Consider the following 24884-nt stretch of genomic DNA (forward strand, 5'->3'; position numbering starts at 1 on the left):
CATGCGCGGCGAACTGAAGACCTATCAGGCCAAGCGGCGGTTCGAGCAGACGCCGGAACCCAAGGGCGCGCAACGCGCGAGGGGAAAGGGCGCTCGCCGCTTCGTGATCCAGCGCCATGCGGCGACGCGGCTGCACTACGACTTCCGGATCGAGGCGGACGGGGTGCTGAAATCGTGGGCCGTGACCAAAGCCCCGTCGCGGGATACCGCGGTCAAGCGCCTGGCGGTGGAGGTCGAGGATCATCCGCTGGACTACGGCGACTTCGAGGGGACGATCCCGGCGGGCAACTACGGCGCGGGGACGGTGCAGCTCTGGGACGTCGGAACCTGGGAGCCGCAGGAGGCCGACCTTGAGGCGGCCTGGGCGCGCGGCCAGATCAAGATGATCCTTCATGGCGAGCGGCTGAAAGGGAAATGGGCGCTGATCCGGCTGAAGAGCGACCGGGGCAAACCGTCCAAGCGCCACAACTGGCTGCTGCTGAAGGAAAAGGACGATCAGGCCGTCGCGGGCGAGGGCGACGCCTTGGCGGAAATCGACGCCTCCGTGACGACCGGACGCTCCCTGGCCCAGATCGCCAAGGGCGACGCGCAATGGACCTCGTCCAAACCGACCCGCCGCAAGGCGCCGCCCAAACTCGCGCCGTCGAAGGCCGCGTCCAAAGCGAAGCGGCCGCACGCCTTTGTCCCCATCCAGCTGTGCAAGGCGGTTGATCATCCCCCCTCGGCCGCCGGCTGGGCGCATGAGATCAAGTTCGACGGCTATCGGCTGCAGATCGGCGTCGGCGGGGGTCAGGCTGTGCTGAGGACGCGCAAGGGTCTGGACTGGTCCGACCGGTTTCCCGAGCTGGCGGCGGATGCGGCCGGCTGGCCCGACGCCGTGCTCGACGGCGAACTGTGCGCGCTCGATGCCGACCACATGCCGGACTTCAGCGGGCTGCAGGCGGCGATCTCCGAGGGCGAGACGGACCGGCTCGTCTACTTCGCCTTCGACCTGCTGTTCGAAGGGGCGGAGGATCTGCGCAAGCTGCCGCTGTCGCACCGCAAGGCGCGATTGCAGGCCTATATCGACCGGATCGGCGCCAAGGCCGGCGTGCGGATCCGCTTCGTCGAGCATTTCGCCTCTACGGGAAGGGCGGTGCTGGAAAGCGCCTGCCGGATGCATCTGGAGGGCGTCATCTCCAAGAAGCTGGACGCTCCCTATCATGCGGGCCGGTCGTCAAGCTGGGTGAAGTCCAAATGCCGAGGGCGCGACGAGGTCGTCATCGGCGGCTGGTCGTCGGAAGGCGGCAGCCGGTTCCGCTCGCTGCTGGTCGGGGTGCGCGAAAAGGGCGGGCTGAGGTATCTCGGCCGGGTCGGCACGGGTTTCGGCGAGACGGCGACGCGGTTGCTCCTGCCGGCGCTGAAGGCCGAGGCGGCGGACAAGAGCCCCTTCGTCGGCCCCGGCGTGCCCAGGGGCGGCAAGGACATTCACTGGGTGACGCCAAGGCTGGTCGCCGAGATCGAACACGGCGGCTACACCGAATCCGGCGCCTTGCGGCAGGCGGCGTTCAAGGGGCTGCGCGACGACAAGACCGCCGAGGACGTCACGGCCGCGCCCCAAGCGCTGGCCGCGCCGCAAACCCTGAGAAAGAACGGCAAGGTCTCGGTGGCGGGCGTGGCCATCTCCAGCCCCGACAAGGTGTTGTGGCCGGGCTCGGGCGGTCGACCGCCCATTACCAAGGCCGACCTCGCGCACTACTACGAGGCGGCGGCCGAGCGGCTGCTGGCCCATGTGGCGGACCGGCCCGTCTCGATCATCCGCGCCCCTGACGGCATCGAGGGCGAGACCTTCTTCCAGCGTCACGCCATGACGGGATCTAACCCGCGCCTGAAGCTGATCGACGTCAAGGCGCGCACGCCCTACGTCGCGGTGGTCGATGTCGGCGGTTTGGCGGCGGTGGCCCAGTCGGGCGGGCTGGAGTTGCATCCCTGGGGCTGCAAGCCGGGCGATCCGGAAACGCCCGATCAGATCACTTTCGATCTGGACCCCGACGAGGGGCTGGACTTCGACGACGTGATCGCCGCCGCTCTGGCGGTCAGAGCCAAGCTGGAGGCCCTGGGGCTCAACCCCTTCGTCAAGACGACGGGCGGGAAGGGGCTGCACCTGGTCGTGCCGATCCGCGCCGACGGCCGCTCGCGCGTCACCTGGGATCAGAACAAGGCCTTCGCCAAGGCCGTGTCCGAGGCGATCAAGGCCGAGGCGCCGGACCGCTTCACCACCACCTTGGCCAAGAAGGCGCGGGGCGGAAAGGTCTTCATCGACTATCTGCGCAACGGCCGCATGGCGACCGCCGTGGCGCCCTGGTCGCCGCGTGCGCGTCCGGGAGCAGGGATAGCCTTTCCCCTGTCGTGGGATCAGGTGAAGCCGGGGCTGAACCCGGCCGACTACAATCTGTGGGTCTGGCCGGAACTGCTGGAACGACCCGACGCCTGGTCGGGCTTCCGCGACGCCGCCGTCAGCCTGAGGCCCGCTCTGCGCAAGATGGGCGTGGACTGACCGTCAGGCAGTCTTCTTGCGCGGCGCCGACTTTGAGGCCGGCTTCTTGGCCGCCGGTTTGCGGGCCCCGCCGGCCGAGCCTTTCAGGCTGTTCTTCAGCGCCGCCATCAGGTCGATCACGTTGGTGTCGTCCGGCTCGGCCACATCCACCAGACCCTTGCCGCCCTTGGTCTTGGCCTTGATCATCTCGCGCAGAGCGTCGTCGTAGCGGTCCTTGAAAACCGTCGGGTCGAAGTCGGCTTCCTTCTGGGCGATGATGCGGGCGGCGATCTCGACCATGTCCGCGTCGGCCTTCACCTTGGGGATGTCGTCGAAATAGTCGTCGGCGTCACGCACCTCGTCATGGGCGCGAAGGGTGTAGGCCAACAGGCCCTTGCCGCGCACCTCGAGCGCCAACTGACGCTCCTTGCCGCGCAAAACGAGCTGTCCCAGCGCCACCTTGCCCTGTTTCTGCATGGCGTCGCGGATCACCGCGAAAGCCTCGACGCCCGCGCCCTTCTCCGGAACGACGAAGAAGGGATCGTCCCAATACAGGCGGTCGATTTCGGACTCGTCGACGAACTTGTCGATGGAGATGGTCTTGGTGCTCTCTAGCCGCACCTGGTCGAAGTCAGCGTCGTCGAACAGGACGTATTCGTCTTTGGATACCTCATAACCGCGCACCAGGTGGCTGCGCTCCACCGGCCCGGCGTCCGGATCGGTCGGCACCATGCGGATGCGGTTGTGGGTGTCGGGGTTGATCAGGTGGAAGCGCACGTCGCTGGCGCTGGTGGTCGCGGTGTAGAGCGCCACCGGGCAGGTGACGAGCGACAGCTTCAGGTGTCCTTGCCAGGTCGGGCGAGCAGCCATGTGATCCTCCATCGGCAGAGGGAATGCACAGGAACGACATGCGTTCGCCCCAGCGGTTCACATCGCCTCATCGTCGAATGGCTCCCGTTGCGGTCACAATCGCGCCAACTCGTCGCTTTGACTAAGGGACGTCATTTCCCTTAGGAAAAACTCTGGCAAAACAGCGAGGCGCGCGCAGCGCCCTGCGCAGAGCCTTCCCACAACCTATCGGAGATGATCGACACGCCCGTGCCCGCCAGCTTCCTTCTGCTAGTCATTCTCGTCCTGCCCTTCCTCGGGGCCCTGATCGCATCGGGGCTGCCGCGTCACGCGCGGACCGCTGCGGCCGTCCTGTCGTGGGTCGTCGCCCTGATCAGCGTCGGCTGTCTGGCGGTGCTGTGGCCCAGATTCCAGGACGGCGAGGTGCTGAAGCTGACGCTGGCGTGGCTGCCATCGCTCGGGGTGAACCTGACCATTCGCCTGGACGGCCTGTCATGGGTCTTCAGCGCATTGATCCTGGGGATCGGGGCGCTCGTGGTCCTGTACGCGCGCTACTACATGTCGCCCAAGGACCCGGTGCCGCGCTTCTTCTCCTTCCTGCTGGCCTTCATGGGCGCCATGCAGGGCGTGGTGCTGTCTGGCAATCTGATCCAGCTGGTGGTCTTCTGGGAGCTGACCAGCCTCTTCTCCTTCCTCCTGATCGGCTACTGGCACCAGAACGCCTCGGCGCGCGAGGGCGCGCGGATGGCCCTGACCATCACCGCCACCGGCGGGGTCGCCTTGCTGGTCGGCATGATCCTGATCGGCCGCATCGTCGGCAGCTATGAGCTGGACGCCGTCATCGCCGCGCGCGACGTCATCCTGGCCAGCCCGATGTACCCGGTCGCGCTGGGCCTGATCCTGATCGGGGCCCTGACCAAGAGCGCCCAGTTCCCCTTCCACATCTGGCTGCCGCGCGCCATGGCGGCGCCGACGCCGGTCAGCGCCTATCTGCACTCGGCCACGATGGTGAAGGCGGGCGTCTTCCTGCTGATGCGGTTCTGGCCCGTCTTCGGCGAGACCGAGATGTGGTATTTCGTGGTCGGCGGCCTGGGCCTGACGACCCTGCTGGTCGGCGCCTGGTGCGCCATCTTCCAGCACGACCTGAAGGGCCTGCTGGCCTATTCGACCATCAGCCACCTGGGCCTGATCTGCCTGCTGCTGGGGCTGGGGTCGGACCTGGGCGCCATCGCGGCCATCTTCCACACCATCAACCACGCCACCTTCAAGGCCTCGCTCTTCATGGCGGCGGGGATCATCGACCACGAGGCGGGCTCGCGCGACATGCGCAAGCTCAGCGGCCTGATCCGCTTCATGCCGATCACCGCCACCCTGGCCATGGTCGCGGCCGCAGCCATGGCGGGCGTGCCGCTGCTGAACGGTTTCCTGTCGAAGGAGATGTTCCTGGCCGAGGCCCTGGCCAGCACCCAGACCTCGGCGCTGAACCAGGCCCTGCCGGTGCTGGCGACCCTGGCGAGCGCCTTCAGCGTCCTTTATTCGCTGCGCTTCATCCACACGACCTTCTTCGGTCCGCCGCCGACCGAGCTGGACCGCGTCCCGCACGAGCCGCCCGGCTGGATGCGGCGTCCGGTCGAGGTGCTGGTGGCCTTGTGTCTGCTGGTCGGGATCTTCCCGGCGGTCACCGTCGGGCCCTTCCTGCGCAGCGCGGCCGTAACCATGCTCGGCTTCGACCTGCCCTATTACAGCCTGGCGCTGTGGCACGGGTTCAACCTGCCGCTGCTGCTCAGCGTCATCGCCATGGCGGGGGGCATCGGCCTCTATGTCGTGTTCGGCAAGGCGCTGAACGCCAATCCGCGCGGCGGTCCGTGGGGCATGAAGCGGCTGAACGGCGGCTATCTGTTCGAGCGGTCCCAGGTGATGCTGATGGACCTGGCGCAGTGGATCATTCACCGTCTCGGCGCGCACAGGCTGCAGCCGCAGTTGCGTCTGATCGTGCTGACGGCGCTGCTCTCGGGAGTGGTGGCGGCGGCGGGCGGCTTCGTGCTGACCTGGCCGGAGTTCCGCGTGCCCCAGGCGCACAACCTGGCCTTCGCCGCCCTTTGGCTGGCCGGCGGAGCCTGCGCCCTGGCCGCGGCCTGGCAGGCCAAATACCATCGGCTGGCCGCCGTCATCCTGATGGGTGGGGCGGGGCTGGCCAGTTGCCTGACCTTCGTCTGGCTGTCGGCGCCCGACCTGGCCCTGACCCAGCTGGTCGTCGAGGTGGTGACCACGGTGCTTCTGCTGCTGGGCCTGCGCTGGCTGCCCAAGCGGCTGGCCGAGATCCATGTGCCCGAGTCCGAGAAGCGCCGCGCGCGCTGGCGTCGTCGTCTGGACCGGGGGATCGCCATCTTCGCCGGCGCAGGCGTGGCCCTGATCTCCTGGGCCGTCATGGTGCGCCCGCCGGTCGAGGGCGTGTCGCGCTTCTTTATCGAGAAGGCCTATGAGGAGGCCGGCGGCCGCAACGTCGTCAACGTCATCCTCGTGGACTTCCGCGCCTTCGACACCTTCGGCGAGATCACCGTCCTGGGCGTCGTCGGCCTGACGGTGCTGGCCCTGCTGCGCCGCTTCCGACCGGCCAGCGACAGCCTGTCCCAGCCCATGCAAAAGCGGGTTCAGGACGCGTCCGACCGCGCCCGAGAGGGCCGCAGCGAGGGCGACACCCTCAGCGACACCATGCTGATCCCCGGCGTGGTGATGCGCTGGCTCTTCCCCTTCATCATCCTGTTGGCCGTGCACCTGTTTCTGCGCGGGCACGACCTGCCGGGCGGGGGCTTCGCGGCGGGGGTGGCGCTGTCGATCGCCTTCATCCTGCAGTATATGGCGTCCGGCGCCCGCTGGGTGGAGGAACGGCTGGAAATCCGCCCGATCATCTGGATCGGCGTCGGCCTGCTGATCGCGGCGATCAGCGGCGCCGTGGGATGGGTATTCGACCAGCCCTTCCTGACCTCCTATTTCCAATACGCCGACCTGCCGCTGCTGGGCCGCGTGCCTTTGGCCAGCGCCGTCCTGTTCGACCTGGGCGTAGTGGTCCTGGTCGTGGGCGCCACCGTGCTGATCCTGGTCGCCCTGGCGCACCAGTCGCTGCGCCGCGCGCGCATTGAGGAGGCCGAGGCCGAGGCGGACGCCGAGCAGAAGGGAGGGGCGCAATGACCCAGATCGTCCTGGCCCTGGCCATCGGCGTGCTGACCGCCTCGGGCGTGTGGCTGATGCTGCGCCCGCGCACCTTCCAGGTGATCATCGGCCTGTCGCTGGTCTCCTATGCGGTCAATCTGTTCATCTTCTCCATGGGGCGGCTGCGGTCAGGAGCCGCGGCCTTCACCAGCAAGGGCGCCGAGGACCCGGCCCTCTACGCCGATCCGACTCCCCAGGCGCTGGTGCTGACGGCCATCGTCATCAGCTTCGCCCTGACGGCGCTGTTCCTGGTGGTCCTGCTTGCTTCGCGCGGCGAGACCGGCAGCGACCATGTCGACGGCCAGGAGACGCCCGAATGACCGACTGGCAGGAACATCTGATCATCGGGCCGATCGTTCTGCCCATGGTCATCGCGGCGGCCATGCTGCTGTTCGACGAGCGTCGCCGCCTGCTGAAGGGCGGCCTCAGCCTGTTCGCCATGGCGGCCATTCTGGCCATGGCCCTGGCCCTGCTGCACGAAAGCGCGACCGGCGCGACCGGCGGGGGCGACACCGCTCGCGTCTACCAGTTGGGCGACTGGCCGGCGCCGTTCGGCATCGTTCTGGTGGCGGACCGTCTGTCGACGCTGATGGTGGCCCTGACCAGCGTGCTGGGCGCCTGCTCCATGATCTTCGCCCTGGCGCGATGGGACCGGGCGGGGCCGCGTTTCCACGCCCTGTTCCTGCTGCTGGTCATGGGGGTCAACGGCGCCTTCCTGACGGGCGACCTGTTCAACCTTTTCGTCTTCTTCGAGATCATGCTGGCGGCCTCCTACGGTCTGGCGCTGCATGGTTCGGGCGAGGCGCGGATCCGCGCGGGCCTGGCCTACATCGCCGTCAACCTGACGGCCTCCATGCTGTTCCTGATCGGGGTCAGCCTGATCTACGGCGTGACGGGCACCCTCAACATGGCCGATCTGGCGGTGCGTATTCCCCAGATCGCCGAGGCCGACCGCGGGCTGTTCCACGTCGGCGCGGCGATCCTGGGCGTGGCCTTCCTGACCAAGTGCGCCATGTGGCCGTTGGGCTTCTGGCTAACCACCACCTATTCGGCCGCCAGCGCCCCGGCGGCGGCCGTCTTCGCCATCCTTTCCAAGGTCGGCGCCTATGTGATCATCCGCCTCAGCTTCCTGCTGTTCGGGCCTGACGGCGGCGCCTCTGCCGGGTTCGGCCAGTTGTGGATTCTGCTGGGCGGGCTGGCGACCATCGGCTTCGGCACCGCGGGTCTGATCGCCGCCCGGGATTTGTCCATCGCCGCCGCCTATGCGGTCATCGTCTCATCGGGCACGGTGCTGGCGGCCGTCGGCACGGGCAACGCCGACGTGCTGGGCGGGGCGGTGTTCTACCTGGTCGGATCGACCCTGGCGTGCGGCGCTCTGTTCATGCTGGCCGAGGTGCTGAACCGGGGGCAGGACCCCGGCGCGCGGTCCGGACGGGCGGTGTTCGAGGATGAGTATTTCGATCCTTTCGACGACGAAGAACGCAATGAGCCCGGCCTGGTCATTCCTGCGGCCGTGGCGGCCCTGGGCGGCGCCTTCCTGATCGCGACCCTGATGGTCGCGGGCCTGCCGCCGCTGGCCGGCTTCATCGGCAAACTGGCCATGATGGAGGCGTCGGCCCGGTTCGGCGGGTGGGCGGGATATGCGATCGTCGTGGCCCTGTCGCTGGCGTCCCTGGGCGCCTTGATCGGACTGACGCGTCTCGGCGTGGCGGCCTTGTGGGCGCGTGACGACGATGCGGAACCGGCGGTCGTCGTCGGGGCGGCCGAGGGCGTGGCCATCGCCGGTCTGCTGGCGGCGTGCATCTTTCTCGCGATCTTCGGCGAGGCGGGCTTCGCCTATGCCGACCACACGGCGGACTGGCTGGTGCGGCCCGACGCCTATATCCGCGCCGTGCTGGGAGGCGGTTCATGATCCGGGCGGTTCTGCCTCACCCCCTCCTGTCGTTCGCCCTGTTCGGGGCGTCCCTGTTGCTGAGCGATTCGGTGGCGCCCCCCGCCCTGGCCCTGGCTCTGCTGATGGCCCTCGCGGCGCCCCAGATCATGCGCGCCCTCGACGTGGAGCCGGTGCGGGTGAGAAAGCCTCTGACCCTGCTGAGCTTCGCCCTGGTCGTCGCGCGCGACATCGTCCGTTCCAACTGGGAGGTGGCGCTGGTCGTGCTGGGCCTGAATCCCTCTGGCGACCGACGCGTCTCGGGCTTTGTCCACATTCCGCTGGAGATGCGCGACCGTTACGGCCTGGCCGTCCTGGCGGTGGTCATCACCAGCACGCCGGGCACCATCTGGGTCGAGTATGAGGACGCGACCGGCGTGCTGCTGCTGCATATCCTCGACCTTCAGGACGGCGACGACTGGGCGGAGCGCATCAAGAACCGTTATGAACGCCGCCTGATGGAGATCTTCGAATGAGCGGCGCCGTCTTCTACTGGGCGCTGGTCCTGGCTCAGTTGTTCCTGGCGGCCGCCGGCCTGATCGGCGTGTGGCGCATCGCCAAGGGCCCGCGCGCCCAGGATCGTATCCTGGGCCTCGACACGCTTTATCAGGCGGGGATGCTGCTGGTCGTCGCCTTCGGGGTGCGGACGGGAACCCAGCAGTATTTCTATGCGGCCGTGATCATCGGCATGCTGGGCTTCACCTCTTCGGTCGCCCTGGCCAAATTCCTGATGCGCGGCGAGGTGATCGAATGAGCGGCTTTCCGGCTAACGTCCCCGCCTGGGCGGCCCTGCTGGCGGCCGGACTGGTGCTGTTCGGCGCCGGCCTGACCTTCATCGGCGCGTTGGGTCTCGTGCGGCTGCAGACCTTCTACGAGCGGGTTCACGCCCCGACGCTGGGGGCGACGCTGGGCATGTTCGCGGTCTTGTGCGGCTCGGTGGTCTATTTCACGGGGGCGGAGGGGCGGTTCATGCCCATCGAACTGCTGGCGGCGGTCTTCTTCACGGCGACGACGCCGGTGACGCTGATCATCCTGGCCCGCGCGGCCCTGTTCCGCGACCGCACCGACCGGTCTGGCGAGGGCGTGCGCGTGCCGCTGGAGGGCGAGTGCGAGGGCGTGGTCCGCACGCCCCCGGACGTCGTCACTGATCCTCGTCGAAGCGACGCGCCACAAGGTCGGTAAGGGCGGCCACGGCCTGGGGCGCGTCGCGCCCCTCCGCCGTCACCTCGACATCGCAGCCGATCCCGGCGCCCAGCATCAGCAGGCCCATGATCGATCGCGCGTCAACGCTGACCCCGTCGCGTGTGACGTGAATCTCGGATTCGAACTCCGAGGCCAATTTGACGAACTTGGCCGAAGCGCGAGCATGCAGGCCGCGCTGATTGCAGATGTTCAGGGTCGCCGTGGCGATGGCGGCGTGATCGGCGGCGTCGCTCATTTTTCGCCCGCCAGCACCCAGGAAGCGACCGAAATGTATTTGCGCCCGGCGTCCTGAGCGTGGGCTACGCAGGCCTCCAGGCTCTCGCGCCCGCGCACGCTGGCCAATTTGATCAACATGGGCAGGTTCAGCCCGGCGATCACCTCGGCGCCGGTCTGCTCCATGACCGAGATGGCCAGGTTGGACGGCGTGCCGCCGAACATGTCGGTCAGCAGGATCACCCCGTCGCCCTCATCGACGGCGGCGGCCGCGTCGACGATGTCGCGGCGGCGCCGCTCCATGTCGTCGTCGGGGCCAATGCAGATGGCGGCGACGCCGCGTTGCGGCCCCACCACATGCTCCATCGCCGATAGGAATTCAGAGGCCAGGCCCCCGTGGGTGACGATCACCAGCCCGATCATATAGGCTTCACCAAAGACATCCCCTGCTCGCCTTCGCGAGCGACAAGCCCCATTTCATAGGGCAATCGGGGCAAGGATCAAAGAGCGGGCGCCTGCATCGCTGAAACGGCGTGCAGTGCCGCCGCCGCCACGGCCGCCGCCGAGGCCGGGCGGGGGTCCAGATCCAGTTGAGGCAGGCGCACGCCCTCTATGTCCCGCCAGATCGGCTGGGGCAGGCGCTCGACCGTCTCGCGCGTCAGGCGCAAGGCGAGGGCCAGACGGGTCGAGGGGCGGAAAGGCTGGGCGACGATGCCCACGCCGCGTACCTCCATGCGGCCGGCGATGGTGTCGGGTACCGCCGCGTACAGGGCGTTGCGACAGGCGAAGACATCCACCCAGTCGTCGCCGACCAGCCGCCACCCGTCCTGCATCAGCCGCAGCGCCAGGTCGCTCTTGCCCGCGCCGGACGGGCCCTGGATCAGCACGCCGCGCCAGCCTTGCGACGTGCGGGCGGCGACGACGCTGGCGTGGACGGGCTGGCGGGCGGGGGTCATGCGCGCTTGCCGACGGCGGGCAGGCTGACTTCGAAGCGGGCCCCTAGCACGGCGCCGTCCTCGCCCTTGCGGTTCTCGGCGCGGACCTGGCCGCCGTGGGCGTCGACGATCTGGCGTACGATCGACAGGCCCAGCCCTGAGTTGGCGCCGAAGGCCGTGCCTTTGGGCCGCGAGGTGTAAAAGCGCTCGAACACCGTCTCCAGATTCTCAGCCGGGATGCCGGGCCCGTCGTCGTCGATGCGGATACGCAGGGGCAGGTCGGCTTGGCTGTCGTCGCGATACAGGCTGACACGGACCTCGCCGCCGGCGGGGCTGAACGAGCGGGCGTTGTCGATCAGATTGCGGAACACCTGGCCCAGCGGCACGTCGCGGCCCATGACGCGGGCGTTGTCGGTCGCTGTGGTGAGGCGAACGGCCGGCTCTTCGGGCTTTCGGCCGGCTTCATAGACGCCGATGATGTCGCCCAACAGGTCGTTCAGGTCGATCGCGCGCGGCCGGTCGCGCGACAGTTCGGCGTCCAGGCGCGAGGCGTTGGAGATGTCCGTGATCAGCCGATCCAGGCGCCGGACGTCCTGTTGCAGCAGATTGGTCAGGCGGGCGCGCTGCTCGTCCGTCTTGACCAGAGGCAGGGTCTCCAGGGCCGAGCGGATCGAGGTCAGGGGGTTCTTGATCTCGTGGCTGACGTCGGCGGCGAAGCGTTCGATCGCGTCCATCCGGGTCGACAGGGTGTCGGTCATCGACTCCAGGGCGCGAGCCAGGTCGCCGATCTCGTCCTTGCGGTCTTCCAGATCGGGCAGGGAGATGGCGCGGGCGCGTTGCAGGCGCACCTGGTCCGCTGCCGCCGACAGCCGCATCATCGGCCGGGCCACGAACAGGTGCAGCACCAGCGACGCCAGAAGGTTCACCGCCAGGGCGACCAGGGCGAAGGGCATCAAGGCGCGGCGCTGGGCGTCCAGAGTGGCGTTGACGTCGCCCGCCTCAAGCGTCAGCACGCCCAGCACCTGTTGCACATGGCGGACGGGCAGGGAAACCGAGACGACGCGCTCGCCTTCCTCATTGCGGCGCAAGGAAGCCTGCGGCGCGCCGGTCAGAGCCCTCTCGACCTCGGCTGACAGTTCGGCGTTGGCGCGGGCCAGGCGCGCGGTCTCGCGCGGCGACGGCTCGGCGGAGGGAAGCGCCGTCCCCGCGGGGTGAGCCGGCGGCAGGGGCGCGCCCGGGATGGCGTCGCTGACCCGATAGGAGTCGGACACCTCGATGCCGTCGATGTCGAATAGACGCGCCCGCTGGCCGGCCGGAATGAAGTTGTCGCGCAGCCACAGGGCGGCGGCGCGGTCGTCCAGCATGGGATAGGGGTCGCCCTGAGTGATCCCCAGTTCGCCCAACACGTTCGCCAGAAGCTCGGCCTGGACGCTCAGCGATTCCTGGCGCGCCTCGATCAGGCCGCGCTTCCATTCGTTCAGCAGCAGGGCCCCGCCGAACAGGATCAGCAGGCTGAGAAGATTGAGGGCCAGGATGAACCCGCCCAGGCGCGAGCCGCCGAAGCGGAATCGGCGCCGCGCCCGGACGTTTTCAGGTTCAGCTCTCGCGGTAGCGGTATCCGACGCCATACAGGGTCTCGATAGCGTCGAACTCAGGGTCGACCATGCGGAACTTCTTTCGCATCCGTTTCACATGGCTGTCGATGGTGCGGTCATCGACATAGACTTGATCGTCATAGGCGGCGTCCATCAGGTTGTCGCGGCTCTTCACGAAACCGGGGCGCTGGGCCAGGGCCTGAAGCAGCAGGAACTCGGTGACCGTCAGCTTCACCGGCTTGCCGTCCCAGGTCGATTCGTGGCGCGCCGGGTCCATCGACAGCTTGCCGCGCTTGATCGCCTTGCCGGCTTCGGCGGCGGCCGGGTCGATGGGATCCAGGCCTTCGACGCCCGCGCGGCGCAGCAGGGCCTTCACGCGTTCGATCAGCAGACGCTGGCTGAAGGGCTTGTGGATGTAGTCGTCGGCGCCGAGGTTGAAGCCGAGAATCTCGTCGATCTCCTCGTCTTTCGACGTCAGCATGATGACCGGCAGGCTGGAGGTCTGGCGCAGGCGGCGCAGCACTTCCATGCCGTCCATGCGCGGCATCTTCACATCCAGGATCGCCAGGTCCGGCGGGGTGGTCTCCAGCGCTTCCAGCCCCGAGGCGCCGTCGTGGTAGGCGGTCACCGTGTGGCCATGGCTTTCCAGAGCCAGGGAGACGGAGGCGACGATGTTCTCGTCGTCGTCGACCAGAGTGATGTTGGCCAAGGGCTTCTCCTTAGTGCGGGCGGGGGAACGTCCGGTCCGTCGTCATCTGCACAACGCACGGCAAGCGTAACTGTTCTACTCGATCGTGGTGACTTTACGTTCATACAAAATGGAGCGCGTCGTCGCGGCTTTCAACCGCTGGCGGCGAAAGCGAAACCCGAACTTAAGCTTGGGGCCTCACGATGGCAGGCTGTGCTTGCGAAGGGCGTCATGGCCGGACCTGTTCACTACGAGATCTACATCCGCCGCACGGCGCCGGCCGACTGGTCCCTGCATCAGGCGATGGAGGACCGGCGTCAGGCCGTGGCAGCCGCCGAGGATCTGCTGCGCGACCGTGAGGCGGTGGCCGTGCGCGTCACCAAGGAGACGCTGGACCCTGACACGATGGAGTTCGCCAGCGTCATCATCCTGACGCGCGGGGCGCCCGAACTGTCGCGCAAGCGCGCGCCGGCCGTCGATCAGCGCGGCCCGGCCTGCCGGGGCGTCGGCGACCTGTACGCCCCCCACGCGCGCGAGACCCTTGGCCGCGTGCTGGAGGACTGGCTGAACCGTCAGGGCGCGACCGCCTTTGAACTGCTGCACCGGCCCGACCTGGCCGAGCGGCTGGAGGCCTCTGGGGTTGAGCTTCAGCACGCCATCCAGAAAATCGCGGTGCCTGAGGCGCAAGGGTCAGGTCAGTCGGTGCATGACCTGATTCGTCATTATCAGCGCCTGGCCGAACAGACGATCGAGCGCCTGCTGGCGGCGGGACGCACGAAGCAGTTGGTCAGCTTCGACGATCGGTCCGTCGCTGAAACGGCTCTGGCGCTGCAAGGCGCGGCTGATCGAGCCTTCGTCATGGGCGGGGCCGTGGCGGGGGCGCTGCGCGGCCTGCCGGGCGCGCGGGCGCGGCTCGAGCGATTGATGGACATCTGCGATCAGGCGCCCGCCGAAGGCGCCCCGCGCGCTCTCGTGCTGGTGCCGGTGGAGCAGATTCTCTGCGAGATCCTGGGGTCGCGTCATGGCCTGGCCCAGGTCTTGGGACCAGGGCTGGACCAGGGCGCCAGCCTGGCGGCGGTCGTGCGCATGGCGGCCCCGCGCGAGGTGGACGCCGTCCTGGCGCAGGATGCGCGCCTCAGCCTGCTGGCCCCGCCGATCGAGGGGCCGGTGCGACGTCTGGGCGAGCGGCTGGCGGCGGGCGAGTTCCCTCTGTTGGCCGCCTCTCTGGCGCGCATGGTGCTGCGCGAACTGATGGGTCAACGCCGCCTGCGGCCTGGCGACGCGGTCGGCGAGATCGAGATTCTGCGCGTGCTGGCCATGGCCCTGACGGCCACGGCGGGGCGCCTGTTGACGCTGGAAGAGGTGCAGACCGCCTTTATCGAGCGGTCCAAGGGGCTGGTCGCCGCCGACTTCGTCGCTGCCTATGTCAAGGACTGCACGACTGTTCTCGCCGAGGCCGAGCGGCTGGCGCGCCTGTGCGAAAACGTCACCGGCGGCGCCAACAAGCGGGCCGCGGCGCGCTGGCTGGACGCCTGCGTCGTCTCCCTGCGCTTCGAGACCGAGATGAGGGCCCGCACGCCCGGCGCCACGCCGCCCGGGCAGCGGCTGATGGCCCTGGCCGAGCTTCAGCGCGGCGTGCGCAAGGCCGGGCTGTCGGACCGCGAGACGCAAGCCGTGGTCGAGGCCCTCGGCGCCGTTGGCGGCGCGATCGAGGCGGACGCCCGGCTGACGGCTCAGCTGGCCCGCGCGCCGGCCCCGCTTCCGCAGAAGCTGGCGGTGCTGCTGCGTCTGGCGGCGGGCGAGACGGGGCCCAGCGGCCCGGTCGCCGAGCGCGCCCGCGCCGAGGCGGTGCGCCTGATGCGCGCGCCCGACGCCCGCGTCGCGCTCAGCGCGGAGCCGCAGGCGGTGCAGACCCTGCGTCCCTTGATGCAGGCCGTCGGGCTGGCGGCCTGAGGCCCCGGTTCAGTCGAAGATGTCGAAGATGTCCAGCCGCTTCTTCTTCTTGCGGTAGTGGTAGTCGTCGTCGCGGCGACGGTCGTGGTCATAGCGGTCGTCGCGATGGCGCGGCGCCTCGCGGTAGGTGGGCTGGCCGCCCCAGGGTTGCGGGGCCTGAGCTTGAGGAGGCGGCGGCGCATAGGCCTGGGGCGCGGGCGCGGCGGCGCGGCCCTCGTCAGTGGCGGCGGCCATCAGTTTTTCCAGTTCGCCGCGATCCAGCCACACGCCGCGGCAGCTGGGGCACATGTCGAACTGGACGCCATGGCGGTCCAGCGTCTGCATGGGCGCATTGTCGTTGGGGCACATCAACAGGGGCATCGTCATCCTCTTTCGTCGTTGAAAGCGGTCCGACATCACGCCGCCGAAGCGTCGCCAGAGGGGCCCGTCCCGCTACGCGAGAGAGGTAGGGAGCGTCCGCGCGCGCGACAACGCGCCGCGTCGCCGCAGGCCCTGTTTTTACCTGCTCAGCAGCTCTGACCCGCGGCCCAGCCCGACGACCAGGCCCACTGGAAATTGTAGCCGCCCAGCCAGCCGGTCACGTCTGCGACCTCGCCGATGAAGAACAGGCCGGGGACCGCCTTGGCCTCCATCGTCTGCTGGTCCAGGGCGGCGGTGTCGACGCCGCCCAGCGTGACCTCGGCGGTGCGATAGCCCTCCGAGCCGACCGGCTTGACCGTCCAGGCGTTGACCGCCTCGGCCAGGGCGCGCAGCTTCTTGTCGCCGACCTCGGCCAGTTTGCCTGACAGGTTCTCGCGCGCGCACAGGGCCTCGGCCAGACGGCGCGGCACGACGTGGCCGACGGCGGTGTGGACGGCCTGCTTGCCGTTCTCGGTCTTGGCGGCCAGAATTTCGGCCGCTGCGTCGCGGTCGGGGGCCAGATCGACGGTGATCGCCTCGCCCTCGCGCCAGTAGGAGCTGATCTGCAGGATCGACGGCCCCGACAGGCCGCGATGGGTGAACAGCAGGCCTTCGCGGAAGACGGTCTCCTTGGCCGGACGGCCCGGGCCGGCCTCCTTGGGCGCCTTGTGCCGCACCACGGCGTCCACCGACACGCCGGCCAGGGGCTTCAACTGCTCCAGCAGCCCCGGCTCGAAGGTCAGGGGAACCAGGGCGGGGCGGGTGTCGGTGACCCGCAGGCCGAAGCGGCGCGCCACCTCATAGCCCCAGCCGGTGGCCCCCATCTTGGGAATGGACTTGCCGCCGGTCGCCACGACCAGCGAGGCCGCCGTCACCCGCGACCCGTCGTCCAGATCGACCTGGAACCGCTCGCCGCTGCGCTCGACCGCTTTGACGCCCAGGCCCAGCGACAGGACCACGCCCGCCGTCTTCATCTCGTCCGTCAGCATGCGGATGATCAGCTTGGCGCTGTCGTCGCAGAACAACTGGCCGAGGGTCTTCTCGTGCCAGGCGATGCCGTGGCGATCGACCATCTTGATGAAGTCGTGCTGGGTGAAGCGCCGCAGGGCCGACAGGGCGAAGCGCGGGTTCTCACCCAGGAAGTTGGCGCCGCTCGTCCCCAGATTGGTGAAATTGCAGCGGCCGCCGCCCGAGATGCGGATCTTCTCGCCGGGCGCGCGGGCGTGGTCGATCACGCGCACGCGGCGGCCGCGCTTGCCCGCCTCGATGGCGCACATCATGCCGGCCGCGCCGGCGCCGACGATCAGGACGTCGATGTCTGAAGACTTCATCGCCCCGCCCTAGCAGGAGCGGGCCCCGCCAGGGAAGGGCGCGAAGCGACGGCCTACAGGCCCAGCATGGCCCGATAGGTCGGATGCACCTGATCGGCGTACTCCGGGTGCTTCTTCAGATAGCCGGAGAAGAAGGTACAGGTCGGCAGGATCAGCAGGCCCTTGGCCTTCAGGTCGGCCAAGACGTGTTTGGCCATGCGGCTGGCGATGCCGCGTCCTTCCAGCGGGATGGGCACGATGGTCTCGGTGATCAACCGCCCGCCCGCGACGGGGTTGTAGATGACCACGGCGGTCTCGCCGTCGACGTCCAGTTCGTAGCGCTTGGCGTCTTCGTTATCGCGGATTTCGGGGTCCAGGCTCATGTCGTGATCTTCTTCCTTAACCGGACTTCCAGACAGCCACGTTCCGCGCGGCACGATCAAGAGCTCGACGTTCATCACGTGTCAACACGCGGCGCGTGACGAATTCAAGTTCTGGATCGACGTAAGGCTTGTCGTTGGGTCGCTCTACCCAATGCCGCTTAATTCTTGTGATTGAACATCCCAGCATCTTTGCGATCTGCGCGTCTGAAATGCCGTCCGCTCGCTTCTGATCCAGGAACGCGGCCTCTGCCTCCGAAAGGTAGGGTGAAGGGCGTGGGCGATCACTCAGACCGCCCAACTTGCTCCGAGGAGGAAGGATGAAGTTCGGATATGGGAGCGAATCGGCCATATCTTCATGTTAGCACAAAACGAGAACATCAGTGCGCGCCGTCCCAGTTCGGGGCCGCCTTGGCCTCGACGTCCAGCGGCACGCTCAGGTCGACGACAGGCAGGGCGGCGCCTTCCATGACGCGGCGGATGACGGCGATGGCGCGTTCGGCCTCGGCCTCGGGGGCCTCGAACACCAGTTCGTCGTGGACCTGCAGCAGCATGCGGGTGGAGAGGCCCGCATCAAGCAGGGCGCCGGGCATGCGGATCATGGCGCGGCGGATGATGTCGGCGGCGGCGCCCTGGATCGGGGCGTTGATGGCCGCGCGCTCGCCGAACTGACGCTCGGCGCCGGACTTGGAGTGGATGGCCGGAATGTGGATGCGCCGCCCGAAGACGGTGGTGACGAAGCCCTGCTCCTTCACCAGCGCCTTCGTCGCATCCATGTAATCGCGGATGCCGGGGAAGCGCTCGAAATAGGTCTTGATGTAGGCCCCGGCCTCGCCCTGGTCGATGCCCAGCTGGGCGGCCAGGCCGAAGGCTGAAATGCCGTAGATGATGCCGAAGTTGATGGCCTTGGCCCGGCGGCGCGTCTCGCTGGGCATGCCCTCGACCGGGACGCCGAACATTTCCGAGGCGGTCGCCGCGTGGATGTCCAGGCCGCTCTTGAAGGCGCGCTTCAGCTCGGGGATGTCGCCGATGTGGGCCAGCAGGCGCAGCTCAATCTGGCTGTAATCGGCGCTGATCAGCACATTGCCCGGCGAGGCGATGAAGGCCTGGCGGATCTGGCGGCCGGTCTCGGTGCGGATCGGGATATTCTGCAGGTTGGGGTCGGATGAGGCCAGACGCCCCGTCGTCGCCGCCGCCAGTTGGTATGAGGTGTGGACCCGGTTGGTCTGCGGGTCCATCGCCGCCACCAGGGCGTCAGTATAGGTGCCCTTCAGCTTGGACAGCTGGCGCCAGTCGAGGATGGTGCGGGGCAGGGTCTGGGTCTGGGCCAGCTCCTCCAGCACGCTGGCGTCGGTGCCCCATTGGCCGCTGGCGGTCTTCTTGCCGCCGGGCAGGTTCATCTCGCCGAACAGGATCTCGCCGATTTGGCGCGGGCTGCCGACGTTGAACGGGCGGCCGGCCAGCTTGTGCGCCTCCTCCTCCAGCTCGGCCATGCGCTGGCCGAAGGTCGAGGACAGGGAGCGCAGCCGGTCCGGGTCGACGCGAACGCCCGCCCGCTCCATGTCGGCCAGGACGGCGGGCATGCCGCGCTCCAGCGTCTCATAGACGCTCGACAGCCCTTCGGACGCCAGGCGCGGCTTGAGGAGGCGATGCAGGCGCAGGGTCACGTCCGCGTCCTCGGCGGCGTAGCAGACGGCCGACTTCATCTCGACGTGCTTGAAGCTCTTCTGCGACTTGCCGGTCCCGGCCACGCTCTTGAAGGTCATCGGCTCATGGCCGAGGTGCAGGCGCGCCAGTTCGTCCATGCCGTGGCCGTGCAGGCCGCCTTCCAGCACGTAGGAGATCAGCATCACGTCGTCGATCGGGGCGACGCGCACGCCGCGCCGGGCCATGACGGCCAGGTCGTATTTGATGTTCTGTCCGACCTTCAGCACCGACGGGTCCTCCAGCAGCTCCTTCAGCCGGGCCAGGGCCGTCGGCTTGTCGATCTGCTGCAGGGCCGGACGGGCGTCGCCGCCGTCGCCGAAGTCCAGGCCGCCGCCGCCGCTCGGCTCGTGCTCGTGCGTCAGCGGGATGTAGCAGGCCTCGTTCGGCCCCACGGCCAGAGACACGCCGCACAGCCCGGCGTGCGTCGAGGACAGGGCGTCCGTCTCGGTGTCGAAGCCGACCACGCCAGCCGCCCTGGCCCGCGCGATCCAGCGGTCGAGATCTTCCAGCGTCTGCACGCACTCATAGCGATCGTGGTCGATCACGTGGGTTTCGACCGGGGCGGCGACTTCGGTCTGGCCATAGCGCGGCGTGGCCACGGGCGCGCTGGGCTGGCGGGCGAAGGCCGAGCCTTCCTTCTGCGGGGCCTTGCCGTCGCCGACGCGCCGGGCCAGCGAGCGGAACTCCATCTTCTCAAGGAAGTCGGACAGGACCGCGGGATCAGGATCGCGGATGACGAAGTCGTCGATCGGCTCGGGCATCGGCGTGTCGCAGTCCAGCTGCACCAACTGGCGCGACAGGCGGATCTGGTCGGCGAAATTGATCAGGGTCTCGCGGCGCTTGGGCTGTTTGATCTCGCCAGCGCGGGCCAGGAGCGTGTCGAGGTCGCCGTATTCGCCGATCAGCTGGGCCGCCGTCTTGGGGCCGATGCCGGGGGCGCCGGGCACGTTGTCGACGCTGTCGCCGATCAGGGCCTGGACCTCGACGACCTTGTCCGGGGTGACGCCGAATTTCTCGAACACGGCGTCTTCTTCGAGACGACGGTCCTTCATCGGGTCATACATGACCACGCCGCCGCCGATCAGCTGCATCAGGTCCTTGTCGGACGAGACGATGACCGCCTCGCCCCCCATGTCGCGCACCTTGCAGGCATAGGCGGCGATCAGGTCGTCGGCCTCATAACCGGCCAGTTCGACGCCGTGGACGCCGAACGCCTTGGTCGCCTCGCGCACCAGCGGGAACTGCGGCACCAGGTCCTCGGGCGCGGGGGGGCGGTGGGCCTTGTATTGATCGTAGAGCTCGTTGCGGAAGGTCTTCTCCGAATGGTCGAAGACGGCCATCAGGTGCGTCGGTCCGTCCTCGCCCTTCATGTCGCGGATCAGCTTCCACAGCATGTTGCAGTAGCCCTGCACCGCGCCCACGGGCAGGCCGTCCGACTTGCGGGTCAGCGGCGGCAGGGCGTGGTAGGCGCGGAAGATGTAGGCCGAGGCGTCGATCATCCACAGCCGCAGCGGCGGCCCGTCTTGCGTGAGGGGGCGGGCGGGGATTTCGGCGGGCGCGTCGGTCATGGCGCGAACATAGGGGGCGGAAGGCGCGGCGTCATCCGGCCTTCGCTTTCCTCCCCATGCAATGGGGAGGGGGACCGCGTAGCGGTGGAGGGGCTTTACGCCAGCGGAACCAAGCGGCCCCTCCGTCACGGACGCTACGCGCCCGCGCCACCTCCCCATGAAATGGGGAGGAGAGCCTCAGCCTCTTACGGCTGCCAGCCGCCCGGCGTTTCGGGAATGACGTCCTCGCCCTCGTCGGTGACCTCGCCGCGGGTCAGTTTGACCTCGGCCCAGGCGGCGCGCAGCAGCTCGGTCACGCCCTCGCCCGAGACGCCGGACACCAGCACGGGGCGTCGGCCCGCGACCGCCTCCAGCGCCGCCGCCTTTTCCTCGCGGGCCTCAGGCGTCAGGGCGTCGATCTTGTTCAGGGCCAGAATCTCGGTCTTGTCGCCCAGACCCTCGCCATAGGCCTCCAGCTCGCCGCGGATGATGCGATAGGCCTCGACCACGTCGTCCTGGGTGCCGTCGATCAGGTGGATCAGGCTGGCCGAACGCTCGACGTGGCCCAGGAAGCGGGTGCCGAGCCCTGCGCCCTCGCTGGCGCCTTCGATCAGGCCGGGGATGTCGGCGATGACGAAGCGTTCCGATGGGCTCAGGTCCACCATGCCCAGGTTCGGCGTCAGGGTGGTGAAGGGATAGTCCGCCACCTTGGGCCGCGCCGCCGAGACGGCCGACAGGAAGGTCGACTTGCCGGCGTTTGGCAGGCCCGCCAGGCCGATGTCGGCGATCAGCTTCAGGCGCAGCCAGATCCAGCGCTCCTGGCCTTCCTGACCGGGGTTGGCGTGGCGCGGGGCCTGGTTGACCGGCCCCTTAAAGCGGGTGTTGCCCCAGCCGCCGTTGCCGCCGGACAGCAGCTTCACCTTCATGCCCGGCTCGTCCAGGTCGACGAGCACCGTCTCCTTGTCCTCGTCCAGAACCTGGGTGCCGACGGGGACGCGCAGGACCACGTCCTCGCCCTTGGCGCCGTGCATCTGGCGGCCCTGGCCGTGGTGGCCGGTCTGGGCCTTGAAATGCTGCTGGTAGCGGAAGTCGATCAGGGTGTTCAGCCCATCGGCCGCCTCGACCCAGACGTCGCCGCCCTTGCCGCCGTCGCCGCCGTCGGGCCCGCCGTTGGGAATGAACTTTTCGCGGCGGAACGAGACGGAGCCCGCGCCGCCGTTGCCGGAGCGAATATAGATCTTGGCCTGGTCGAGGAACTTCATGGGCGCCTTATGGCCCAGAAGCGCGGCGAATTACAGGCGGGCGCGATCTTAGCCGCGCGCCCAGACGCCAAAGGGATCCCGCCACGACAGACCCAGCGCCTTGCCGACCGCCGGATGGGTGATCTCGCCCTTCAGCACGTTCAGACCGTGAGCCAGGTGCGGATCGGCGCGCAGGGCGTCCAGCCCCCGGTCGGCCAGGGCCAGGCCGTAGGGCAGGGTGGCGTTGTTCAGGGCCTCGGAACTGGTGCGCGGCACGGCTCCGGGCATGTTGCCGACGCAGTAGTGGCTGACGCCGTCGACCATATAGGTCGGATCATCGTGGGTGGTCGGGCGCGAGGTCTCGAAACAGCCGCCCTGGTCGATGGCGACGTCGATCAGGACGCTGTCCTTCTTCATCGACGCCAGTTGATCGCGGCGCACCAGGGTCGGGGCCTCGGCGCCCGGCGTCAGGACGGCGCCGATCACCACATCGGCGCGCGGCAGTTCCTCCTCGATGGCGTGCAACGAGGAGTAACGGGTGATGACGCGCCCGCCGGTCACCTCGTCGATGTGGCGCATCCGGGGGATGGAGCGCTCCAGCACCACCACCTCGGCGCCCAGACCGACGGCCATGCGCGCGGCGTTCAGCCCCACCACGCCGCCGCCCAGCACCAGCACCCGCGCGGGCGCCACGCCGGGCACGCCGCAGAACAGCAGCCCCATGCCGCCCTTGTGCTTCAGCAGGGTCTCGGCCGCCGAGAAGACCGCGATGCGTCCGGCCACCTCGGACATGGGCGCCAGCAGAGGCAGGCCTCCATTGGCGTCGGTCACCGTCTCATAGGCGATGGCGGCGCAGCCCGAGGCCAGCAGGGCTTTCGTCTGTTCGGGATCGGGCGCCAGATGCAGATAGGCGAACAGAATGTGGTCCGGCTTCAGCAGGGCGAACTCGGCGGGCTGAAGCTCCTTGACCTTCACGATCATGTCGCTGTCGGCGAAGACGGCGGCGGCGTCGGGGGCGATGCGGGCGCCCGCCTTCTGATAGTCGGCGTCGGTGAAGCCCGCGCCCAGACCGGCGCCGGTCTCGATCAGGACGGTATGGCCGTGGGCGACGTATTCGCCGGCGGCGGCCGGCGTCAGGCCGACGCGGTGTTCATTGGTCTTGGTTTCTCGGGGGGAGCCGACGCGCATTTTTCTTTCACTGTCCTCACCCCAGCGTGGGGCGCGGGGACGCTAAACAAGCGAGCCATGCGGCGCCAGCGAAAAATAAAACCCCGCAGACAGAAATGTCCGCGGGGCGAGAAAGTCGGCCCTATGAGGGCTGAAGCGCTTAGTTCTTGGCGTCGCGAGCGGCGCCTTCGACGGCCTGGCCAGCGGCCTGGGTGTCCTTGCCGACGCCCTGAATGGTGTTGCAGGCGGCGGTGGTCAGAGCGGCGGCGGCGACAGCCAGAATGATGATCTTGCGCATAGGAGACTCCTGTTGGTTCGGGCTCCGCGCCCGTCCCGCATACAACGCTACGCTTGCGACGCGGTTCCGCTCAGGCGGAAGGCCGCGACCTCTCGCACCTGGGCGGCGGCGTCGCGCGCTTCGGGCGTGACAAAGGTCAACCGCACGATTGAGCCGCCGCCGGGCGCCGGAACGATTTGAGCTTCGCCGCGCAGCTGTTTGGCAAAGGCCATCATCAGTGTGCGGCCGACCCCTGCCTCTATGCCGTCATCCAGTCCGGGCCCGTCATCCTCAACCTCCAGCACGCTGGTGTCGCCATTGACCTTGAAGCGCACCTTCAGTTCGCCGCCGCGTCCGGCGAAGGCGTGCTTCTGGGCGTTGGATACGGCCTCGACCACCCACAGAGCCAAGGGCGCCAGCTTGTCGGGGTCGATGAGCAGCGGATCGGCTTCGATGGATGTCGTCACCAAGGGCCCGCGGACGGACTCGCCGGCGATCAGCTGGCCCACGAGCTCACGCAGGAAGGTGTCGGCGTCAGCCTCGCGGATGTCATCGCTCTGGTAGAGGACGCGATAGATCTGGGCCAGGGCGGTGATGCGCTGGCGCGTGTCGCCCAGAGCGGAGCGCGCGGCCGGATCGGTCACCGCTCGTTGCTGCATGGACAACAAGGAGGAGATGATCTGCAGGTTGTTCTTCACCCGGTGGTGGATCTCCCGCAGCAGGGCGTCCTTTTCCTCCAGCGCGTCCAGGATATCCTTGTCGCGGCGCGTGATGGTCTCGCCAAGATGGCCCAGGGTGCGGGCCAAGGTGCGGATCTCGGCCGGGGCGTGCTCGGCTTGGGCGGGGCGAATGGAGAAGCGCCCCCGCGCATAGATGGCCGCCACCCGCTCCAGATAATCGAGCCAGCGCACCACGATCCGTTCAGACAGCAGCATGACGGCCGCGAAGGCGGTCAACCAGGCAGCCAAGGGCAGCAGCAGAGTGCCGAACGGGTTCAGCCTCGCCCACGACAACAGCCCCGGGGCCGGCGCCGACAAGAGGACGAAGACGTCGCGTCCGGCCAGCGGCGCGCCGCCGTAGATATGACGCCGTCCCTCGGCGTCACGTGCTTCGAACATGACGGCGGCGCCGGTGCGCGCGCGATCAGTCCAGTCGTCCGCCTGGCGCGCGGGCTTCAGTGTAAACGGCGCCGGGTCGGTGGCGACCAGGACATTGCCAGCCGCATCCGTCAACGCCGCCTGAGAGCCGGCGGGCAGAGCGGGGTCGCGGATATCCGGTTGAAGCTCGCTGAGCGGCACGGTGGCCGTCATGGCGCCTTGAAATGCGCCCAGCGGGCGCTCCCAACGCACGGCGATGATCAGCGAGCGACCATCGTCCGAGCGCTGCATCACCACGTCTTCGCCTTGCCGCAGGCGATTATGCCAGGCTTGGCCAAGAGCGGTTTTCGCCTCGGGGGCCTGAGCGTCGCTTCGTGATGCGCAGACACGCGTGCCGGTAGCACTATAGCGTGCGAGGCTGGAAATCTCGTCCATCCGCGCGGCCAGGGCGGTCAAGCGCGCCTCGCAGAAGAAGCCGACTCCCTCAGGCGTCAAAGCCTGCAACAGCACGACGGTCGAGCTGATCCGGGCCTTGGCGTCCGAGGCGCTGCGTTCAGCCGCCAGTTGCAGGTCGACGCGTCGTTCCTGTTCCTGTTTGCGGAACTCGGCCTCGGTCTGGATCGCGCCCAGCAGCAGGATGGGAAGCAGGCCCAAGGCCATGGCTAGGC

Annotated in this window: 22 protein-coding genes; 8 read left to right on the forward strand and 14 right to left on the reverse strand. The window is 68.5% G+C overall.

The genetic code is table 11. From position 1 onward, the window contains the following. Position 1 precedes the first annotated feature (1 nt). A complete protein-coding gene (gene ligD, locus H9656_RS08505; protein ID WP_191743829.1) occupies positions 2-2536 on the forward strand; it encodes a DNA ligase D in 2535 nt (844 codons plus the stop codon). A gap of 3 nt (positions 2537-2539) precedes the next feature. On the opposite strand, the gene ku is transcribed toward ligD, so the two are convergent. Then, positions 2540-3385 (reverse strand): non-homologous end joining protein Ku, encoded by an 846-nt coding sequence (gene ku / locus H9656_RS08510; RefSeq protein ID WP_191743831.1) that lies wholly within the window; start codon positions 3383-3385, stop codon positions 2540-2542. Positions 3386-3598: 213 nt separating this feature from the next. On the opposite strand from ku, the gene H9656_RS08515 reads away from it, so the two are divergent. The 6 genes from H9656_RS08515 to mnhG are packed head-to-tail and all read left to right on the forward strand — an operon-like array spanning position 3599 to position 9686. Then, positions 3599-6553: a monovalent cation/H+ antiporter subunit A gene (locus tag H9656_RS08515; protein WP_191743833.1), complete on the forward strand. Its 2955-nt coding sequence runs from the start codon at positions 3599-3601 to the stop codon at positions 6551-6553. Then, positions 6550-6894 (forward strand): Na+/H+ antiporter subunit C, encoded by a 345-nt coding sequence (locus H9656_RS08520; protein ID WP_191743835.1) that lies wholly within the window; start codon positions 6550-6552, stop codon positions 6892-6894. The genes H9656_RS08515 and H9656_RS08520 overlap by 4 nt, the downstream gene beginning before the upstream one ends. After that, positions 6891-8486, forward strand: coding sequence for a monovalent cation/H+ antiporter subunit D (locus tag H9656_RS08525; protein ID WP_191743837.1), 1596 nt, complete (start codon positions 6891-6893; stop codon positions 8484-8486). The genes H9656_RS08520 and H9656_RS08525 overlap by 4 nt, the downstream gene beginning before the upstream one ends. Next, positions 8483-8980 carry a Na+/H+ antiporter subunit E gene (locus tag H9656_RS08530; RefSeq protein WP_191743839.1) on the forward strand — a complete coding sequence of 166 codons (498 nt, stop codon included), beginning with the start codon at positions 8483-8485 and terminating at the stop codon, positions 8978-8980. Before H9656_RS08525 ends, H9656_RS08530 begins: the two co-directional genes overlap by 4 nt. After that, complete coding sequence (locus tag H9656_RS08535; protein WP_134582140.1) at positions 8977-9258, forward strand: K+/H+ antiporter subunit F; 282 nt, start codon at positions 8977-8979, stop codon at positions 9256-9258. The genes H9656_RS08530 and H9656_RS08535 overlap by 4 nt, the downstream gene beginning before the upstream one ends. Continuing rightward, on the forward strand, positions 9255-9686 hold the full coding sequence (mnhG, locus tag H9656_RS08540; protein ID WP_191743841.1) for a monovalent cation/H(+) antiporter subunit G: 432 nt from the start codon (positions 9255-9257) through the stop codon (positions 9684-9686). Before H9656_RS08535 ends, mnhG begins: the two co-directional genes overlap by 4 nt. Here mnhG and H9656_RS08545 read toward each other — a convergent pair. From H9656_RS08545 to H9656_RS08565, 5 genes are all read right to left on the reverse strand, one after another. Then, complete coding sequence (locus H9656_RS08545; protein ID WP_191743843.1) at positions 9646-9942, reverse strand: HPr family phosphocarrier protein; 297 nt, start codon at positions 9940-9942, stop codon at positions 9646-9648. The two genes, mnhG and H9656_RS08545, sit on opposite strands and share 41 nt — an antisense overlap. Then, positions 9939-10343 carry a PTS sugar transporter subunit IIA gene (locus tag H9656_RS08550; RefSeq protein WP_191743845.1) on the reverse strand — a complete coding sequence of 135 codons (405 nt, stop codon included), beginning with the start codon at positions 10341-10343 and terminating at the stop codon, positions 9939-9941. The genes H9656_RS08545 and H9656_RS08550 overlap by 4 nt, the downstream gene beginning before the upstream one ends. A gap of 77 nt (positions 10344-10420) precedes the next feature. Then, positions 10421-10876, reverse strand: coding sequence for an HPr kinase/phosphorylase (locus H9656_RS08555; RefSeq protein WP_191743846.1), 456 nt, complete (start codon positions 10874-10876; stop codon positions 10421-10423). Beyond that, a complete protein-coding gene (locus H9656_RS08560; protein WP_191743848.1) occupies positions 10873-12483 on the reverse strand; it encodes an ATP-binding protein in 1611 nt (536 codons plus the stop codon). The genes H9656_RS08555 and H9656_RS08560 overlap by 4 nt, the downstream gene beginning before the upstream one ends. Then, positions 12452-13159 (reverse strand): response regulator transcription factor, encoded by a 708-nt coding sequence (locus H9656_RS08565; RefSeq protein WP_134582144.1) that lies wholly within the window; start codon positions 13157-13159, stop codon positions 12452-12454. Before H9656_RS08565 ends, H9656_RS08560 begins: the two co-directional genes overlap by 32 nt. 210 nt (positions 13160-13369) lie before the next feature. Here H9656_RS08565 and H9656_RS08570 point away from each other — a divergent pair, with 210 nt between their 5' ends. Further along, positions 13370-15091, forward strand: a complete 1722-nt coding sequence (locus tag H9656_RS08570; RefSeq protein ID WP_191743850.1) for a hypothetical protein — start codon at positions 13370-13372, stop codon at positions 15089-15091. A 9-nt stretch (positions 15092-15100) separates the two neighbouring features. On the opposite strand, the gene H9656_RS08575 is transcribed toward H9656_RS08570, so the two are convergent. The 8 genes from H9656_RS08575 to phyK all read right to left on the reverse strand — a co-directional run bounded on the left by H9656_RS08575 (position 15101) and on the right by phyK (position 24876). Beyond that, positions 15101-15451: a TFIIB-type zinc ribbon-containing protein gene (locus H9656_RS08575; protein WP_191743852.1), complete on the reverse strand. Its 351-nt coding sequence runs from the start codon at positions 15449-15451 to the stop codon at positions 15101-15103. A gap of 146 nt (positions 15452-15597) precedes the next feature. After that, positions 15598-16821, reverse strand: a complete 1224-nt coding sequence (locus H9656_RS08580; protein WP_191743853.1) for a BaiN/RdsA family NAD(P)/FAD-dependent oxidoreductase — start codon at positions 16819-16821, stop codon at positions 15598-15600. A 53-nt stretch (positions 16822-16874) separates the two neighbouring features. Further along, complete coding sequence (locus H9656_RS08585) at positions 16875-17183, reverse strand: GNAT family N-acetyltransferase (protein WP_191743855.1); 309 nt, start codon at positions 17181-17183, stop codon at positions 16875-16877. Positions 17184-17560: 377 nt separating this feature from the next. Continuing rightward, on the reverse strand, positions 17561-20455 hold the full coding sequence (gene polA / locus H9656_RS08590; RefSeq protein WP_191743857.1) for a DNA polymerase I: 2895 nt from the start codon (positions 20453-20455) through the stop codon (positions 17561-17563). A 185-nt stretch (positions 20456-20640) separates the two neighbouring features. Next, positions 20641-21696: a GTPase ObgE gene (gene obgE, locus H9656_RS08595; RefSeq protein WP_191743858.1), complete on the reverse strand. Its 1056-nt coding sequence runs from the start codon at positions 21694-21696 to the stop codon at positions 20641-20643. A 48-nt stretch (positions 21697-21744) separates the two neighbouring features. Next, on the reverse strand, positions 21745-22863 hold the full coding sequence (gene ald / locus H9656_RS08600) for an alanine dehydrogenase (protein ID WP_191743860.1): 1119 nt from the start codon (positions 22861-22863) through the stop codon (positions 21745-21747). 139 nt (positions 22864-23002) lie between these two features. Further along, complete coding sequence (locus H9656_RS08605; protein ID WP_025976938.1) at positions 23003-23140, reverse strand: entericidin A/B family lipoprotein; 138 nt, start codon at positions 23138-23140, stop codon at positions 23003-23005. Between the two features lie 47 nt (positions 23141-23187). Then, positions 23188-24876 (reverse strand): sensor histidine kinase PhyK, encoded by a 1689-nt coding sequence (gene phyK, locus H9656_RS08610; protein ID WP_191743862.1) that lies wholly within the window; start codon positions 24874-24876, stop codon positions 23188-23190. Between the last annotated feature and the right edge of the window lie 8 nt (positions 24877-24884).

The organism is Brevundimonas guildfordensis, from assembly GCF_014836405.1.
Classification (GTDB): domain Bacteria; phylum Pseudomonadota; class Alphaproteobacteria; order Caulobacterales; family Caulobacteraceae; genus Brevundimonas; species Brevundimonas guildfordensis.

Coding starts and splice junctions, on each gene's coding strand:
- mnhG (WP_191743841.1), top strand. CDS start 9,255: ATGAGCGGCTTTCCGGCTAACGTCCCCGCCTGGGCGGCCCTGCTGGCG.
- H9656_RS08535 (WP_134582140.1), top strand. CDS start 8,977: ATGAGCGGCGCCGTCTTCTACTGGGCGCTGGTCCTGGCTCAGTTGTTC.
- H9656_RS08580 (WP_191743853.1), bottom strand. CDS start 16,821: ATGAAGTCTTCAGACATCGACGTCCTGATCGTCGGCGCCGGCGCGGCC.
- H9656_RS08515 (WP_191743833.1), top strand. CDS start 3,599: ATGATCGACACGCCCGTGCCCGCCAGCTTCCTTCTGCTAGTCATTCTC.
- phyK (WP_191743862.1), bottom strand. CDS start 24,876: ATGGCCTTGGGCCTGCTTCCCATCCTGCTGCTGGGCGCGATCCAGACC.
- obgE (WP_191743858.1), bottom strand. CDS start 21,696: ATGAAGTTCCTCGACCAGGCCAAGATCTATATTCGCTCCGGCAACGGC.
- H9656_RS08555 (WP_191743846.1), bottom strand. CDS start 10,876: ATGACCCCCGCCCGCCAGCCCGTCCACGCCAGCGTCGTCGCCGCCCGC.
- H9656_RS08585 (WP_191743855.1), bottom strand. CDS start 17,183: ATGAGCCTGGACCCCGAAATCCGCGATAACGAAGACGCCAAGCGCTAC.
- ligD (WP_191743829.1), top strand. CDS start 2: ATGCGCGGCGAACTGAAGACCTATCAGGCCAAGCGGCGGTTCGAGCAG.
- H9656_RS08550 (WP_191743845.1), bottom strand. CDS start 10,343: ATGATCGGGCTGGTGATCGTCACCCACGGGGGCCTGGCCTCTGAATTC.
- H9656_RS08545 (WP_191743843.1), bottom strand. CDS start 9,942: ATGAGCGACGCCGCCGATCACGCCGCCATCGCCACGGCGACCCTGAAC.
- H9656_RS08525 (WP_191743837.1), top strand. CDS start 6,891: ATGACCGACTGGCAGGAACATCTGATCATCGGGCCGATCGTTCTGCCC.
- H9656_RS08530 (WP_191743839.1), top strand. CDS start 8,483: ATGATCCGGGCGGTTCTGCCTCACCCCCTCCTGTCGTTCGCCCTGTTC.
- ku (WP_191743831.1), bottom strand. CDS start 3,385: ATGGCTGCTCGCCCGACCTGGCAAGGACACCTGAAGCTGTCGCTCGTC.
- polA (WP_191743857.1), bottom strand. CDS start 20,455: ATGACCGACGCGCCCGCCGAAATCCCCGCCCGCCCCCTCACGCAAGAC.
- ald (WP_191743860.1), bottom strand. CDS start 22,863: ATGCGCGTCGGCTCCCCCCGAGAAACCAAGACCAATGAACACCGCGTC.
- H9656_RS08575 (WP_191743852.1), bottom strand. CDS start 15,451: ATGCCCCTGTTGATGTGCCCCAACGACAATGCGCCCATGCAGACGCTG.
- H9656_RS08560 (WP_191743848.1), bottom strand. CDS start 12,483: ATGGCGTCGGATACCGCTACCGCGAGAGCTGAACCTGAAAACGTCCGG.
- H9656_RS08570 (WP_191743850.1), top strand. CDS start 13,370: ATGGCCGGACCTGTTCACTACGAGATCTACATCCGCCGCACGGCGCCG.
- H9656_RS08520 (WP_191743835.1), top strand. CDS start 6,550: ATGACCCAGATCGTCCTGGCCCTGGCCATCGGCGTGCTGACCGCCTCG.
- H9656_RS08605 (WP_025976938.1), bottom strand. CDS start 23,140: ATGCGCAAGATCATCATTCTGGCTGTCGCCGCCGCCGCTCTGACCACC.